Annotated in this window: 13 protein-coding genes and 1 tRNA gene; 4 read left to right on the top strand and 10 right to left on the bottom strand. The window is 41.3% G+C overall.

The features are described 5' to 3' along the window. Positions 1–9 precede the first annotated feature (9 nt). The 10 genes from HHO47_RS10450 to HHO47_RS10405 all read right to left on the bottom strand — a co-directional run bounded on the left by HHO47_RS10450 (position 10) and on the right by HHO47_RS10405 (position 11,628). The gene (locus HHO47_RS10450) at positions 10–1,221 is read right to left on the bottom strand and encodes a hypothetical protein (RefSeq protein WP_169020257.1); all 1,212 of its coding nucleotides are present in this window, start codon (positions 1,219–1,221) and stop codon (positions 10–12) included. Beyond that, entirely contained in the window at positions 1,205–2,083 is an 879-nt protein-coding gene (gene nlpI, locus HHO47_RS10445) for a lipoprotein NlpI (RefSeq protein WP_169020256.1), read from the bottom strand. Before nlpI ends, HHO47_RS10450 begins: the two co-directional genes overlap by 17 nt. 138 nt (positions 2,084–2,221) lie before the next feature. Further along, positions 2,222–4,348, bottom strand: coding sequence for a polyribonucleotide nucleotidyltransferase (gene pnp / locus HHO47_RS10440; protein ID WP_169020255.1), 2,127 nt, complete (start codon positions 4,346–4,348; stop codon positions 2,222–2,224). 341 nt (positions 4,349–4,689) lie between these two features. After that, positions 4,690–4,959, bottom strand: a complete 270-nt coding sequence (gene rpsO, locus HHO47_RS10435) for a 30S ribosomal protein S15 (protein WP_016707659.1) — start codon at positions 4,957–4,959, stop codon at positions 4,690–4,692. Between the two features lie 108 nt (positions 4,960–5,067). Further along, positions 5,068–6,018 carry a tRNA pseudouridine(55) synthase TruB gene (gene truB / locus HHO47_RS10430; RefSeq protein ID WP_169020254.1) on the bottom strand — a complete coding sequence of 317 codons (951 nt, stop codon included), beginning with the start codon at positions 6,016–6,018 and terminating at the stop codon, positions 5,068–5,070. Continuing rightward, entirely contained in the window at positions 6,002–6,448 is a 447-nt protein-coding gene (rbfA, locus tag HHO47_RS10425) for a 30S ribosome-binding factor RbfA (protein ID WP_169020253.1), read from the bottom strand. The genes truB and rbfA overlap by 17 nt, the downstream gene beginning before the upstream one ends. A 110-nt stretch (positions 6,449–6,558) precedes the next feature. Further along, on the bottom strand, positions 6,559–9,216 hold the full coding sequence (infB, locus tag HHO47_RS10420; protein ID WP_169020252.1) for a translation initiation factor IF-2: 2,658 nt from the start codon (positions 9,214–9,216) through the stop codon (positions 6,559–6,561). Between the two features lie 25 nt (positions 9,217–9,241). After that, complete coding sequence (nusA, locus tag HHO47_RS10415) at positions 9,242–10,741, bottom strand: transcription termination factor NusA (protein ID WP_169020251.1); 1,500 nt, start codon at positions 10,739–10,741, stop codon at positions 9,242–9,244. Between the two features lie 38 nt (positions 10,742–10,779). Continuing rightward, on the bottom strand, positions 10,780–11,235 hold the full coding sequence (gene rimP / locus HHO47_RS10410) for a ribosome maturation factor RimP (RefSeq protein ID WP_145240432.1): 456 nt from the start codon (positions 11,233–11,235) through the stop codon (positions 10,780–10,782). A 316-nt stretch (positions 11,236–11,551) separates the two neighbouring features. Beyond that, a tRNA-Met gene (locus HHO47_RS10405) sits at positions 11,552–11,628 on the bottom strand. 447 nt (positions 11,629–12,075) lie between these two features. Between HHO47_RS10405 and HHO47_RS10400 the strand changes: the two genes are divergently transcribed. From HHO47_RS10400 to HHO47_RS10385, 4 genes are all read left to right on the top strand, one after another. Then, positions 12,076–12,540, top strand: a complete 465-nt coding sequence (locus HHO47_RS10400; RefSeq protein ID WP_169020250.1) for a globin — start codon at positions 12,076–12,078, stop codon at positions 12,538–12,540. 198 nt (positions 12,541–12,738) lie between these two features. After that, positions 12,739–13,752 (top strand): phospholipase, encoded by a 1,014-nt coding sequence (locus HHO47_RS10395; RefSeq protein WP_169020305.1) that lies wholly within the window; start codon positions 12,739–12,741, stop codon positions 13,750–13,752. Further along, on the top strand, positions 13,749–14,942 hold the full coding sequence (locus HHO47_RS10390) for a peptidyl-prolyl cis-trans isomerase (protein ID WP_169020249.1): 1,194 nt from the start codon (positions 13,749–13,751) through the stop codon (positions 14,940–14,942). Before HHO47_RS10395 ends, HHO47_RS10390 begins: the two co-directional genes overlap by 4 nt. After that, a complete protein-coding gene (locus HHO47_RS10385; RefSeq protein WP_169020248.1) occupies positions 14,939–15,499 on the top strand; it encodes a hypothetical protein in 561 nt (186 codons plus the stop codon). Before HHO47_RS10390 ends, HHO47_RS10385 begins: the two co-directional genes overlap by 4 nt. Positions 15,500–15,599: the final 100 nt, after the last annotated feature.

Raw genomic sequence — 15,599 nt, 5'->3', positions numbered from 1 at the left:
TTTACAACTTTATCCCTCAATATTTTTTTTTGTCATTCTGTTTATAAAGTTCGTAGGTACTTTAAATTGCTGAAAATAGTCGCTAAATCGTACTGGCTGATAGCTCGGATCAGTAATGTGTTGCAACCATAATTGTTGATAGTGCACTGACAAAGGGATGTGTTGATATTGCATAATTGACCAGTTATTACTTGGTTTATATGCCTTGATTGGTGTTTGACAACTATCACTTAGCTGCCAGCCAGCCGGTGGTGTAAGATCATTGGCAATAAAAAGGTTAGGCGCCACCAAGCCTTTTTGATTACATAACCACGCTTGCTTCATTGCGGGTAACGCATACTCATCTTCAAAGCCGTTAAAGTGCATCAACTCATGTAAAAATAAGCCATAATTACTTGCAGAGTTTAAGTGCATTATGCCACCTTGCACATTGCCTGAGCCGCTCTGCGTCATCATCACAATAAAATCAAAACCTGTAGGCCAACTTTTCTCTGCGATTAAAGGCCGCCAGTCACATTTAGCTGCCGAGCTTAGCTGCTGTTGGCAGTTTATGGTGTCCCCTAAATAAATAGGTTTACTAAAACAAAAGCTGTCGGAGCTCGGTTGGGGTTGCTGTTGATAACGAATTTTAAATGCATTAAGTTGTGCAATACCTTGGCGATGATCTGTCATCATTAATACATTAAACTGACATTGAGGCGTTGCTTCAAGCTGTGAAAAAGCCAGTAAGAACCCTTCATCATTAGCAAAAGCGGTCTCAATCTGCTGCGGCGCTACTTTGCGCTGCAATTTAAAATGCTCTGCAACATAACTGACAGGCAAAAGGTGTTGCTCTGCCAGTGATGTTAAATCATCCCAACGTTCTGATTGCAGTAACAATGCACTGAGTTTCCGGCGCTTATCAACACTTTGCTGAGCCACGCTAACACGCCAAAAAGGTAAAGCCGCTTGTGGCTTTTCATTATTTAATAACCGCAGTGCCCAAGCAAATTGTGCATCCGTAACGGCATTTACAGCTAATAAGTATAGAGTAGTATCAGTCAATGAATTTAGCTGAGCATTAAAATCGTCAATAAAACGATAATAACTAATAAGAATAGAATCTGGGGTATGTTTTACATGCCAAAAGGCAACATCACGATGCTGATTTACTGAGCTTGGTAAATACCCCAAACTCAGCATAACAACAACGCTAATAAATAACTTAACTGTCGTTTTCACCAGCCATTAACTCAAGCTCTAAACGGGCATATTTATATTCCACAAACTCATGCACATTGGTGGCAAGTGCTAAACGAAAAAAATCTGCGGCTTGATAATCAAGTCCTTTAGCTTGATATATTTTGGCTAAATAAAAGTAAGCCTCGCATAGCCGCTGCGCATATTCTTGCTCAGTTTTCACACCATCGGCAAGACTTGTTAAAAAGCTCTGCTCGCTCATATCACCCAAATAAAGTGATATTAAACTATACGCCCACTGGCTATCATCCAGCCCTTGTGCGTTGCTTTTTAAGTTTGCTAAAGCTTGCACAGGATCAACGCTTGCTTGCGCTAAATAAAGCCATAATACCCGGTAAGGATCACTGGGCGAACGTGATAAAAACTCTTTAAGATCAGTCGCAGCAAGATTTGCTCTATCGCCATAGTAAAGAGCAATACCACGATTTAAGTAGGCATATTCGTGTTGCTCATTGAGTTCTAACGCTGAATCAAAAAATTCATATGCTTTTTCAAATTGTTGCATCAAGGTATGGTGAATACCTAAAAAGTTATACACTTCGGCGAGATCTGGTTTCATTTGTACGGCACGATTAAAATCAATCCGCGCTAAGGTAGCCATACCTAAACTATCAAATAATACGCCACGGTCATAAAATAATTTTGCTTGTTGATCTGGTGTTAGATCAGCACGATTTAATAATTCAGAATAACGAGCTATCGCTATTTCACTACGAAAATCAGACGCTAAAGGCGCAGTGAAAGGCACATTCACAATCGCAGTCGGTTGTGCTTGCGAAGTAGATTGACAGGCGCTTAAAGACAGAATAGCAAACGATGCCAAGGCTATGTGTTTAAGTATCATTAAAATCCTTTATACCAAGATAAGTAGCAAACAGATAAGACAAGTGCTATCCAAAGAGGTTTCATTAAAGCATAAAAAAAGAGGCTATACAGCCCCTTTTTATATTATCCAGAGAATATCTGGATTAAATATCAACAATTAAGCATCAGTTGGCGCATCAGCTGAAGGTGCCGCCGCTTCCATTGCTTCTTTGATACTTAAACGTACGCGACCTTGACGGTCTACTTCTAGTACTTTAACTTTAACTTCTTGACCTTCAGATAGGTGATCTGTCACGTTATTTACGCGCTCAGTACTGATCTGAGAGATATGCACTAGGCCATCTTTACCAGGAAGAATGTTTACAAACGCACCGAAATCAACGATACGTACAACTTTACCTTCGTAGATAGTACCTACTTCTAGTTCAGCTGTTAATTGCTCAATGCGGCTGATTGCATTTGCTGCACTTTCGCCGTCTGTTGCTGCAATTTTGATTGTACCGTCATCACCAATTTCAATCGTAGTACCTGTCTCTTCAGTAAGTTGACGAATAGTCGCGCCACCTTTACCGATAACTTCTGCGATTTTCTTCTGTGGTATCTTCATTGTGTAGATACGTGGAGCAAACATTGAAAGCTCTTCAGATGGTGCAGAAATCGCTTCGTCCATCACACCTAAAATGTGTAAACGTGCAGCTTTTGCTTGTTTAAGCGCAATTTGCATGATTTCTTGCGTGATACCTTCAATCTTGATATCCATTTGTAGTGCAGTAATACCTGCAGCAGTACCGGCTACTTTAAAGTCCATGTCACCTAAGTGATCTTCATCACCTAAGATGTCAGAAAGAACCACGAATTTCTCGTCTTCTTTAACTAGACCCATCGCGATACCCGCAACAGACGCTTTAATTGGTACACCCGCGTTCATTAACGCAAGTGACGTACCACAAACAGAAGCCATTGAAGATGAACCGTTTGATTCAGTGATTTCAGATACAACACGGATTGAGTAAGGGAACTCAGTTAACGTTGGCATTACAGCTGCAATACCACGTTTAGCTAAGTTACCGTGGCCGATTTCACGACGCTTAGGAGAACCAACAAAACCAGTTTCACCTACGCAGAACGGAGGGAAGTTGTAGTTAAGCATAAAGTGGTTTTTGTGTGTGCCCGTTAAATCGTCGATTAACTGTGAATCACGTTCTGTACCAAGTGTAGCAGTGACAAGTGCTTGAGTTTCACCACGGGTAAAGATTGCTGAGCCGTGAGTACGTGGCAATACGCCAGTCATTACGTCAAGTGCACGGATCATATCTGGTTCACGACCATCGATACGTTTTTCGCCAGCAGTGATGCGACCACGAACGATTTTCTTCTCAAGTGAACCGAATACTTTACCTATTTCTTGCTTATCAAGCGTTTCGCCTTCAGCAAGTTCAGCAGTTAATACCGCAACAACTTCGTCTTTAGCTACGCCAAGTGCTTCTTTACGAGCCACTTTATCAGTGATGCGGTAAGCTTCGCCTACTTTATCAGCTGCGATTGCTGCTACTTTATCTTCTAAAGCAACATTTTTCTCAGGAGCAGACCAATCCCATGTAGGCTTGCCAGCTTCTGCTTTAAATTCGTTGATTGCGTTGATGATAGCTTGAGATTGCTCATGGCCGTATACAACTGCACCTAGCATAACGTCTTCTGCAAGTACGTCAGCTTCTGATTCAACCATAAGTACTGCGTTATCAGTACCAGCAACAACTAAATCAAGTTGGCTTTCTTCAAGCTCTTTTAGCGTTGGGTTAAGTACGTATTCGTTATTGATGTAACCAACACGCGCTGCACCAATTGGGCCACTGAATGGAATACCAGAGATAGCAAGTGCTGCTGAAGTACCAATCATCGCAACCATATCAGGTTGGATCTCAGGGTTAACAGAAACAACAGTTGCAATAACTTGTACTTCGTTTACAAAACCATTTGGGAAAAGTGGACGAATTGGACGGTCAATAAGACGTGCAATAAGTGTTTCACCGTCGTTTGGACGACCTTCACGCTTTAAGAAACCACCAGGGATACGACCTGCAGCGTACATACGCTCTTGGTAGTTAACAGTTAGTGGGAAAAAATCTTGGCCAGGTTGTGCTTCACGCTTACCAACAACCGTTACTAATACTGATGTATCACCAATGCTTGCTAGTACTGCGCCATCTGCTTGACGCGCAATAGCACCTGTTTCTAGGGTAACTGTATGTTGACCTAGTTGAAATTCTTTAATAATTGCTTGCACTTAAAATATCCTTTAAATGTAAATAAGTGTTCCATCAAAGTACCAATTACAGTACATAATTGTATTCAGTTGGAAATCAATTAAGTACTACAATTGGCAATGATGTAAATAACCGTAGATAAACCTTTTTATCTACGCGCATAGTATATACCAAAGCAACGTAAAAATGCGAGTCCAGCAACCAGATTATAATGCTCTTGTTACTTGAATACATTGCTGTATGTAATGGTGGGGATTTAAGCTTGTTTTTCAAGCATTTTAGGATAAAAGCAGCAAAACCTGTGACAAATTTCAGGCACAAAAAAAGGAGCTAACAAGCTCCTTTTTATGAAATCTAGTTCTTAGCGACGTAGGCCAAGTTCTTGGATTAACGCAGTATAACGTGCAATGTCTTTACCTTTTAGGTAATCAAGCAGTTTACGGCGAGTGCTTACTTTACGAAGCAGACCACGACGTGAGTGGAAGTCATGCTTGTGATCAGCAAAGTGACCTTGAAGCTTGTTGATATCAAAAGTAAGAAGTGCAACTTGTACTTCAGGTGAACCAGTGTCGCCCTCTGCACGTGCGAATTTTGCGATGATATCGATCTTTTCTTGATTGCTTAGTGACATAGTAACTCCAAAAATAAAATTTAAAAGGTGTCTTAGCCGATCACTAATTCAGCCAAAACGTTTAGCGGGCGTATTCTACCAGCTACGACAATAACTACAAGCTAAACTTTACGTTGTTGTTTCTTGCTGATTTGACAAGCCGCGTTTTGACTTTAAATGGCCATCAGGATTTCTTTCTCCAGTACCAATAAATACACCATCAGCGAGCACTTTAATTGCGCCTTCTGGCAGTTCAATATCAAGCACAACCGCCTGACCATGACTGAATGAAATCCCTTGTTCTTTACTGAGCTCAACCACAGGTAAATCAACTAAAGCGGTATCCATTGGTAATAACAGTTCATCAAGGTAAGTAGACGGGCTTAAATCTTGCTCTTTCGCTTTAGCAAGTAACTCTTCTAACTGCTCAAGTGACACCATTTTATCCACTGGGTAATGACCAACAGCAGAGCGGTGAAGCATAATAACATGCGCGCCACAACCCAGGTTTTCACCTAAATCGTCAACAATAGTGCGGATGTAGGTGCCCTTAGATACATGAGCAGTCATTTGCACTTCGTTGTTCGCTTCATCAAACTCATCAAGCGTTAAACTAAATACATTGATTTTTCGACACTTGCGCGGGACTTCAATGCCTTCACGCGCATATTTATATAACGGTTTGCCTTGATACTTTAGCGCTGAATACATTGACGGGTATTGATCTGATTCACCTAAAAACTTAGTAATTTCTGCATTAAGCTGCTCAGCCGTCACATTGACACCTTTAGTGCTAACAATCTCGCCATCAGAATCTGATGTTGTTGTTCTTTCACCTAATTTAGCGCGTACCACATAGGTTTTATCAGTATCGAGTAAAAACTGGGTAAACTTAGTGGCTTCACCAAAACAAATTGGCAGCATGCCGGTGGCTAAAGGGTCAAGGGCACCGGTGTGCCCCGCTTTTTGTGCAAAATACACACTTTTAGCTTGCTGTAACGCTTTATTTGATGAAATGCCTATTGCTTTGTTTAACAACAAAATACCGTCAACTGGGCGGCCTTTACTGCGCTTTGCCATCTGTATTTGTGCCTTCTTCGCTATCTGTTTGACCTTGGCTACCTGCATCATCCGCATCAGGTACATGCTTTGCATTATCTTCACGGATAACTGAGTCTACTAAGTTAGAGATGCGCATCCCTTCCATTAGTGAGTTATCAACCACGAATTTAAGCTCAGGCATAATACGAGCACGAATACGCTTGCCCAATAACGAGCGAATATAGCCAGTGGCTTCATTTAATACTTTAGCGCTTTGCTTTGCAGCATCTTCATCTTGGGTGTTAAACACGGTAATAAAGATTTTTGCGTAAGATAAATCACGTGATACTTCTACAGCTGATACTGTAACCATGCCTAAACGTGGATCTTTAATTTCACGTTGCAAAATAACAGCAATCTCTTTTTGGATTTGCTGAGCAACACGATCTGTACGAGAAAACTCTCTCATTATACTCTACTCTGAATTTATAACTTATTGAGAAATATAAATAAGTTATTTAAATAATAAATACACAAATGGGGGCTAAGCCCCCATTTATTATCTTAGCTTACGAGCAATTAAAGTGTACGTTGTACTTCAACTGTTTCGAATACTTCGATTTGGTCACCAACGCGAACGTCGTTATAGTTCTTAACGCCGATACCACATTCCATGCCGTTACGAACATCAGCAACATCGTCTTTAAAGCGACGAAGTGACTCAAGTTCACCTTCGTAAATAACCACATTTTCACGTAATACACGAATTGGTGCGCTACGTTTAACAACACCTTCAGTAACCATACAACCAGCGATTGCGCCAATTTTAGGTGACTTGAATACATCACGAACTTCAGCTAGGCCAATGATCTCTTGCTTAAATTCAGGCGCTAACATACCAGACATAGCTTGCTTCACTTCGTCAATCAAGCTGTAGATAACGCTGTAGTAACGTAAGTCTAAGTTTTCAGACTCAATTACTTTACGCGCTGAAGCATCAGCACGAACATTAAAGCCAACTACGATTGCGTTAGATGCTGCTGCAAGGGTTGCATCAGTTTCTGTGATCCCACCTACGCCAGAACCAACAATCTTCACTTTAACTTCATCAGTTGACAGTTTAGTCAATGAATCAGAGATTGCTTCGATTGAACCTTGAACGTCTGCTTTAAGTACTACGTTAACTTCAGAGATATCGCCGTCAGTCATGTTAGTAAACATGTTTTCAAGCTTCGCTTTTTGTTGACGCGCTAGTTTAACATCGCGGAACTTACCTTGACGATAAAGGGCAACTTCACGGGCTTTACGCTCGTCTTTAACTACTGTTGCTTCATCACCGGCAGCTGGAATACCAGATAGACCTAAAATCTCAACGGGGATTGAAGGACCTGCAGATTTGATGTCTTTACCGTTTTCATCGCGCATTGCACGAACACGGCCATACTCAAGACCACATAATACAATGTCACCTTGGTTAAGCGTACCTGATTGTACAAGTACTGAAGCAACTGGACCACGGCCTTTATCAAGACGCGATTCAATTACAACACCTGCCGCCATACCTACACTTGGTGCAGTAAGCTCTAACAACTCAGCTTGCATTAATACAGCTTCTAACAGCTCATCAATACCTAAACCAGTTTTAGCAGAGATATGCACGTATTGTGTATCACCGCCCCACTCTTCAGGAATAACGTCTAGTTGAGCAAGCTCGTTCTTAACGCGATCTGGGTCTACGCCTTCTTTATCCATTTTGTTAACAGCGATGATTAAAGGCACGCCAGCTGCACGCGCATGCTGTACTGCTTCTTTAGTTTGTGGCATTACACCATCATCTGCTGCAACCACTAGGATTACGATATCTGTCGCTTTAGCACCACGCGCACGCATAGATGTAAATGCCGCGTGACCAGGCGTATCTAAGAAGGTGATCATGTTGCCGTTCACATCAACATGGTAAGCACCAATGTGTTGAGTAATACCGCCGGCTTCGCCAGACGCTACTTTTGCTTCACGAATATAATCAAGTGTTGACGTTTTACCATGGTCAACGTGACCCATTACAGTCACTACTGGCGCACGTGGCTCAGACTTACCATCTTCATGGCGGTCATTAAGCACGGTTTGCTCTAATTCGTTTTCTTTAACAATAATAACCTTGTGACCCATTTCTTCTGCGACAAGTTGTGCAGCTTCTTGGTCAATCACTTGGTTAATGGTAACCATGTCACCCATTTTCATCATTGTTTTTACAACTTCAGCACCTTTAACAGCCATGCGTGATGCAAGCTCGGCAACTGTAATTGTTTCACTAATACGCACTTCGTTTTTCACATCAATTGTTGGTTTTTGGAAACCATGTTGTAGTGAAGCAGGTGCTTTTAGCTTGCTTTTCTTGCCTCTTGAAGAAACGAATTTCTCTTTCGCTGGGGCTTTTTTCTTTTTCTTCGCACGGCGTGTACCTTGCTCATCACGCGCATCAGCAACATCTTCTGCTTCACGTGCGTAAGTTGAAGTCGTAAGGTGGTGATCAGCGGTTTCTTCACGCTTCTTACGTTCTTCTTCTTCTTTCTTCCAGCGAGCTGAATTTTCTTCTGCTAGCTTTCTTGCCTCTTCAGCTTGACGTTTCGCTTCTTCTTCAGCTTTCTTCAATGCGGCCTCTTCTGCTTCTTTTTGCAGACGCTCAGCTTCAACGCGATCTTTTTCAGATTTAGCGCTTTGTTCTGGAGTCATCTGCTTCTGTTTTGCTGCACGTTCAGCATCGGCTTTACGTTTAGCTTCTTCTCTCGCTTTACGGTCAGCCTCTTCTTTGGCTTTACGCTCTGCGTCTTGTTTTGCTTTTAGCTCAGCGGCTTCTTTTGCAGCTTGTTGCTCCTGCTCACGACGTGCAGCCTCTTCAGCTGCAATGCGTGCTTGCTCTTGTTCTTGCTCAACAGCGCTTTTCTTCACGTAAGTACGTGTTTTACGAACTTCAACTTGCACTGATTTTGCTTGACCGGTAGAACCCGTCACACTTAATGTGCTTTTACTCTTACGTTGTAATGTCATGCGTGCTGGGCCGTCTGAGCCTGTACCGCCATGTTGCTTGCTTAAGTGATCAAGTAACGTTGCTTTTTCAGCTTCAGTTACATTATCATCCGCTTGCTTAGTGATACCGGCTTGCGATAATTGTTGCAGCAATTTATCGACAGTTGTACCAATATCCCCGGCTAGTTTTTCAACATTTACTTCTGCCATAGTCTCTAATACCTCCGTTAATAAATTACTCGTCTGCGAACCAACAAATGTTACGCGCAGCCATAATGAGCTTACCAGCTTCTTCAGGAGAAACTTCTGTGATATCAACTAATTCATCAATACCTTGCTCAGCTAAATCTTCAAGCGTTACTACACCTTTGCTTGCCATAACAAACGCAAGGTGACGCTCTAATCCTTCTAGTGCTAATAAGTCTTCAGCAGGCTCTGCACCGTCTAGGCTTTCTTCTGTTTTTAGTGCTTTAGTCGTTAATGCATCTTTTGCGCGTGAGCGTAACAAATCAACAGTATCTTCGTCTAAACCATCAATTTCTAAAAACTCAGACGCAGGTACGTATGCAACTTCTTCAAGGGTTGAGAAACCTTCATTGATGAGCAGCGTTGCAAAATCTTCATCAATGTCTAGGCTTTCTGTGAATAAGTTAATTAACTTATCCGATTCAGCTTCGTTCTTAGTACGCATCTCTTCAACTGTCATTACATTCAATTCCCAACCAGTTAACTGGCTAGCAAGACGAACGTTTTGGCCGTTACGACCAATTGCTTGTGCTAAGTTATCTGCTTCAACAGCGATATCCATTGAATGGGTGTCTTCATCCATTACGATTGACGCAACTTCAGCCGGTGACATAGCATTAATAACAAACTGCGCTGGATTATCATCGTAAAGTACGATATCAACACGCTCACCACCTAACTCGGTAGAGACAGCTTGCACACGAGCACCACGCATACCAACACAAGCACCAATAGGGTCGATACGTTTGTCGTTAGATTTAACGGCGATTTTAGCACGCGAACCTGGATCACGCGCTGCAGCACGTAATTCAATCATTTCTTCACCAATTTCTGGCACCTCAATGCGGAATAATTCCATCAGCATTTCAGGCTTAGAACGCGTTACAAATAGCTGTGCACCACGTGCATCTGGTTTTACTTCGTAAAGCAAACCACGAATACGGTCGCCAGGACGGAAGTTTTCACGTGGTAGCATGTCATCACGGTAAATAACCGCTTCAGCATTGTTACCTAAATCTAAAACGATTGCATCACGCGTTGCTTTTTTCACAACACCTGTTACCAGCTCACCTTGTTGATCCTTATACGCTTCAACAACTAATGCACGCTCAGCTTCTCGTACTTTTTGTACGATTACTTGCTTTGCCATTTGTGTAGTAATACGGTCAAATTTAATTGACTCGATTTGCTCTTCAATGAAATCACCAATCTTAATATCTGGGTCATCAACCTGAGCCGCTTCTAACGTGATTTCGCTGTATGGGTGCTCTAATGAGCCATCTTCAAGTACTGCAGCAATCTGCCAACGACGGTAAGTGTCGTAGTCACCTGTTTTACGGTCAATTGCAACACGGACTTCAATTTCACCCGTATGTTTTTTCTTAGTCGCAGTCGCTAATGCGAACTCTAACGCTTCGAAAATCTTTTCTTTTGGAACCGCTTTCTCATTGGAAACGGCTTCAGCAACCAATAATATCTCTTTTGCCATGGGTTATGCCTCGCTTGCCCTATTCCTTCGCACTCGAATTAAAACTTTGCGATAATATTCGCACGTTCAATGTTACTTAGCATGATTAATTGCTCAGTACCGTCATATGAAAGTGTGATCATATCACTGCTAACTGCTATTAGATCGCCTTTAAAATTACGACGACCGTCTTGTGGAAGTTTAGTACGCACGCGTACTTCCTCTCCTTGCGCCTTCTCGTAGTGATCTTGTTTGAATAATAGACGATCAACACCAGGAGACGATACTTCCAAATCATATTCATTTGTAATCGGGTCTTCGACATCTAAAATTGCGCTTATTTGACGACTTGCATCAGCACAGTTATCAACCGAGATCCCCGCTTCGTGATCGATATAGACCCTAAGCGTAGAATGGCGACCCGCTTGCACAAACTCTAGACCATGTAATTCAAAGCCTAACATTTCAACTGACGGTGAAAGCATGGTTAATAAATCTTGCTCAAGTTTTGTCACGAAAATTCTCCATACAAACAAAAAAAGGGCTTATAGCCCTAAAATACTTAGCTTATTCCTTGGGTTAAAATCAAGTGGTGCAGATACAACAACGCCCCGAACCAAGCGGGGCGTCACACCTAAAGCATAAAACTGTGTGGCCATGGGCCAAGCTTGGTTGCGGATAGTTAACACCATCTATAAACCCAAAGGCTTAAACGCAAAACGCGCATTACATAGAATGCGCGACTTCGAATTAGTAACTAAAATCGCTACTCAAAAGTATAGCTTCAAGCAATGAGAAACATTAATTAAACTAATAGCTTATCTCAAAACTTGGTTGCGGGAGCCGGATTTGAACCGACGACCTTCGGGTTATGAGCCCGACGAGCTACCAGGCTGCTCCATCCCGCGCCAACTGGTATCAAAATAATCTGATACCTGCCTAGCTAATTAAGCGAGCTAGACAATGGCGGCTATTATAAAGAGGCTTGTTGGAATTAGCAACCAAAAACTGGTAAAGAATAACTAGATTAGAACAATTCGCTATGACCACACCGAAAACGCCTTTTTTTAAAAACCAACATAGTATTTTGCTAAACTTTTCTTAAACCAATTTTGATTACAAACACTCAACTACGTATTTAACACCATATTGGACTGACCCCGTCAGCGGATTAAGCTTGCCTTAGCAAGTCACGGTAATCGCAATAGTTCAAAACCCCAAATTAAGCAGTTACTGGCATTAATACAGTATGCTATGACGCAATTTTTATAGATTTACTCACCTTTTCCAATACAGCGTCTATACTAAGTTTTTAATGGCAACCTGCATATTTAAGGCTATTTAGAGAGCGTATTATGAGTATTTCTGCTCATCATCAAAAAATGTTATTACAAAGTATCGCAATAATAAAACCCAACTTTCACTGTTTCACAGTTACTTTTCATGTGCTGTTAAAACGTCATGCCCTAACTATACAATGGCCAAGCCGTGAGGTAATAACTGAAAAAAGTTATTGTTTGTATTGCTCATTGGAACGCACTATTACCCATTTAGATAGCTTATTGTCTGTATTACCTTTTATTCATTATCATGCTAATAACCTCAGCAAATCTGGCCTTACTTGTCAGGACGTTGATTTAGTGTGTCATGCTTTTATAGCGGCGCTGAAAATTCATTTGGGACGGGAATTTACGCCGAGCTTAGAGCAAGCTTGGCGTTATGCACTCAGGATGTTTAACAGCATCGTGAAAAGCTACTTATTTAATACCAGTAACATAGTTGCAATTAACAAGGCTGCGCAGCAGCAAATGAGTTCATAACAAATAATCTACACGTATTATTCTTATTATCTGCATCTTGAGGTGGCTTGGGTATAAGTATATAACGTAAAAAAGCTCTAACACCAAAGTCCCATATTAGGTAATGTTATTAATTAAATGTTTAATTATTTTATCATTATAGTGTAACGACCCTACTTTCTAATATTAGAAATTACTCCACAACACTATGAGAACATGATGAAAAAACAGTTTTTAACAGCATTATTACTGCTCAGCGCAAGCCAAGCAAACGCATTTAGCCAAGAAACTCACAAACGTATTGTTATTGATGCCGTAAATTATATGCAGCAACATCCGAGTAGCACGCAATTTTCGGCACTTACGCGCTATGCACAACAAAATAATATGACGATAACACAGTTAGCCGAAGTACTAGGCCAAGCCGCCTATGATGTGGATGACTTTGAAGATACCTTCTTTTGTGGCAATGTGATAGGCTCATGTGTCCAAGCACCTATATGGGGAGCTGCTGAGAGTATTGTAAAATATACCAGCTATTGGCATTTCCAAAACCATACCCAAGGGGCTGATCAACACGGTAACGACTTTGGTGGTTACAATTACCAAAAACTGACGGTGTGGGGCATCGTTGATAACTTGGCTTCAATTTGGTTAAAAGGTGACTACCTTGATGACGGTCAAGGCGGTGAAACAGGCTGGTTCAATGCAGATTCATCAAAGTACAACAGCTATGGGATCACTGAAGCCAACTACCGTATTGACAGCCAATCAAACTACAGTATGTACGATGACTTTGAAGAGATGCCTTTTCAGCCAATTGATAATTTGGGTCAATATTGGTATCAAAGCTACCTGCAAAGTGGTAATCCGCAAGTGTTGGGATTTGTTTTTCACACGACTGATCTACTACAACCGCATCACACTTGGACCACATCAGCTCTAAATCATGCAAGCTGGGAAAGCTGGGTGAAAGACTACTATGATCAGGAGCAGCTAAACGATACGGTCTTGATCACACAAGCCATGCAAACATTCTCACCACTGGATATAAACAGCCAAGACGTACGCCCTTTATTAACACAAGGCGGTGCATTTTCTTACGCACAAGGCGGTATTGTGCTGAACTCAAAAGATCATTACGACCGTTTAGATACCGCAAAACAAGTGATCCCGCATGCGATTGCGATGGTTATACATTTACTTAACCATGCGATGGTAGCACGCCAATGAAAACACTGAATACCTGCATTTTGTTATTGTTAGGACTGCTTTATAGCAGCCTAACAATAGCATCACTTAACCAATATAACGATGCTGAAGTGCGTTTAATGCAGCAAATTTATCAGCAAGATAATACCAATATTAGCTTTAAAGAAGTGCGTAGACGAATGTTTGAAAATCAGTTTTTACTATCTCAAGCTGAGCAACTGATGCCAGAGCTGATTGAACGTCAATCTATGGTAGGTTTTAGCACGCAGTACCATGTTGAGCGGTATTTAATGAGCATACTTGACTCACAACTCAATTTATCAACACGCTATGTTAAACGAGGTAATCTCACACAATATAATATGCAGTGGCTACTGAAAGTGTTACCTAACTACCCTGCTGATGGCCAATACAACGCTGAACAAATCAAAAAAATGCAGCACACTGATCTCAGTAAACTCTTTACAACCGCCGTTAATCTTTATGAGTTTATTGCGCCTTTATCTATGCAAGTTCGTTTTCGACTGCACCAAGGCGAAAGTGACTTATTTAAAACTGAAGTGATAAAAAAGCAGCAATTTGATGCGTTGCTTTTAAAAGCAACACCATTACTTTTAAAGCAAGGGATCAGCATTGCGCACTTAGAAGAACTGGCAAAAGGCGATATTTTACGGCCTTCGATTCAAAGTTGGCTAGGCATCAAAGAAATGATGCACGTACAAAGCCCAATACTCGATAGTCTTGAACAACAAATATCCGATAAAGAAATAAAAACTTATTATCAGGCAAATAAAGCCCGCTTTAAATACCTTAGTGAGGTAACAGCTTACGGCGTTGCGTTTACTGATCGAGAGCAAGCAGTACACTTTAGAAATACAGCAAAAGCCAGCTCTTTTAAAGATGCATTACATATATCACATCGAAACGACATTTATGCTCAGTATCACAATAAACTAACCCGCAAAAATAAAAGCAATTGGGCTGTGCAACTGGCTTTTACACTAAAAGCAGGAGAATTATCAGCGGTGATGCGCTCACCTGAAGGTCTATGGGTAGTTGTAATAAGTTATAGTCATCAATATAACTATTTTAGCGCTACTGACGAAACAGTTCGTTATCAAGCTAAAAAAGCCATCGCAAAACACCAAGCGCAGCAACGCTATCAGCAAAACTGGCTGGCTTGGCAACAACAAAATGCAGTAAAACTATGAATAAAAAAGCTATCTATTTTAGTGCAATCATCATTGCAATCATCGGTTTTTTAGTAATCAATTTAACTACTGAGCCAAAACGTGAAATAACCCCCATCCGCGCTGCTGATGATTTAACGCCGGTAACGCCCGCGCCACAAATAAATAATGCGTCTGCACCGACTGCTATTAACCCTGATATGACTGCTGAAGCGGCGATTGATAGCCATACTCCAGTAAAAGATACTGACGCCAGTCAACAACTGCCACCCATTACTACACCGAGTTATTTGCCTGTCATCGCAAAAAAACCGATCACCGCGAATCAATTTCAAGGCGACTTAACCGATCATCAGGCTTACCTCAATTTTCATGAACAGCAGCAAACTCAGCTTGAACAACGCTTTATAATAGCCGCACAACAAAAAATAACTAACCTTGAAAGTTTACTCGAAAAAGGTCGTCAAGAAGGCCTCCCTCAACAGCAGCTGCAAGTTGCTATTGATAAAATTGCCGCTTTAAAAGACATGCAAGCCAAGTTAAAAAATAAAAGTACTAACTTGGCCACACATCATTAATCACCAGCTATAGTGCTAAGCGAAACCGAGGTTTAAGCAGAACAAAATAAAGCCGCCTCAACTGAGGCGGCTACTTGAAACAGGTCAACGTGGTTATTTA

The organism is Pseudoalteromonas arctica (genome assembly GCF_012927645.1).
GTDB lineage: Bacteria > Pseudomonadota > Gammaproteobacteria > Enterobacterales > Alteromonadaceae > Pseudoalteromonas > Pseudoalteromonas arctica_A.
Note: the sequence above shows the minus strand (reverse complement) of the source record. Positions and strands in the feature narration are given on the sequence as shown.

Excerpts from the sequence above, each read along its gene's own strand:
- HHO47_RS10395 (WP_169020305.1), top strand. The coding sequence starts at position 12,739 with ATGAAAAAACAGTTTTTAACAGCATTATTACTGCTCAGCGCAAGCCAA.
- rbfA (WP_169020253.1), bottom strand. The coding sequence starts at position 6,448 with ATGAGAGAGTTTTCTCGTACAGATCGTGTTGCTCAGCAAATCCAAAAA.
- truB (WP_169020254.1), bottom strand. The coding sequence starts at position 6,018 with ATGGCAAAGCGCAGTAAAGGCCGCCCAGTTGACGGTATTTTGTTGTTA.
- HHO47_RS10385 (WP_169020248.1), top strand. The coding sequence starts at position 14,939 with ATGAATAAAAAAGCTATCTATTTTAGTGCAATCATCATTGCAATCATC.
- HHO47_RS10390 (WP_169020249.1), top strand. The coding sequence starts at position 13,749 with ATGAAAACACTGAATACCTGCATTTTGTTATTGTTAGGACTGCTTTAT.
- infB (WP_169020252.1), bottom strand. The coding sequence starts at position 9,216 with ATGGCAGAAGTAAATGTTGAAAAACTAGCCGGGGATATTGGTACAACT.
- HHO47_RS10400 (WP_169020250.1), top strand. The coding sequence starts at position 12,076 with ATGAGTATTTCTGCTCATCATCAAAAAATGTTATTACAAAGTATCGCA.
- nusA (WP_169020251.1), bottom strand. The coding sequence starts at position 10,741 with ATGGCAAAAGAGATATTATTGGTTGCTGAAGCCGTTTCCAATGAGAAA.
- rpsO (WP_016707659.1), bottom strand. The coding sequence starts at position 4,959 with ATGTCACTAAGCAATCAAGAAAAGATCGATATCATCGCAAAATTCGCA.
- nlpI (WP_169020256.1), bottom strand. The coding sequence starts at position 2,083 with ATGATACTTAAACACATAGCCTTGGCATCGTTTGCTATTCTGTCTTTA.